1 pseudogene is annotated in these 208 nt (G+C 41.3%); it reads right to left on the reverse strand.

Annotated elements, in window-relative coordinates:
- Positions 1-200 (reverse strand): annotated as a pseudogene (locus CD122_RS12405) (hypothetical protein); the annotation flags it as partial.
- Positions 201-208 lie beyond the last annotated feature (8 nt).

Here is a 208-nt window from a genome sequence, read left to right on the forward strand (position 1 = left end):
TCCCTGTTATTTTTAATATCTGAACGTGCAACTAGCATTGTTACTTTGTTGTGATGTACCTTAACCACAAAGCCCTTCACGCCACGTCACTCTAATTCTCTCTGCAACTGTGTTGGCGACTTACCAACAGTGTCTATTTTGTACCGTTGCTTTACGGTATCGCTAAGTTCACGTGTGCATGTTTCATTTGTGGTAATCATGTGTGATC

It is taken from the genome of Staphylococcus rostri (genome assembly GCF_002902145.1).
Classification (GTDB): Bacteria; Bacillota; Bacilli; order Staphylococcales; family Staphylococcaceae; genus Staphylococcus; species Staphylococcus rostri.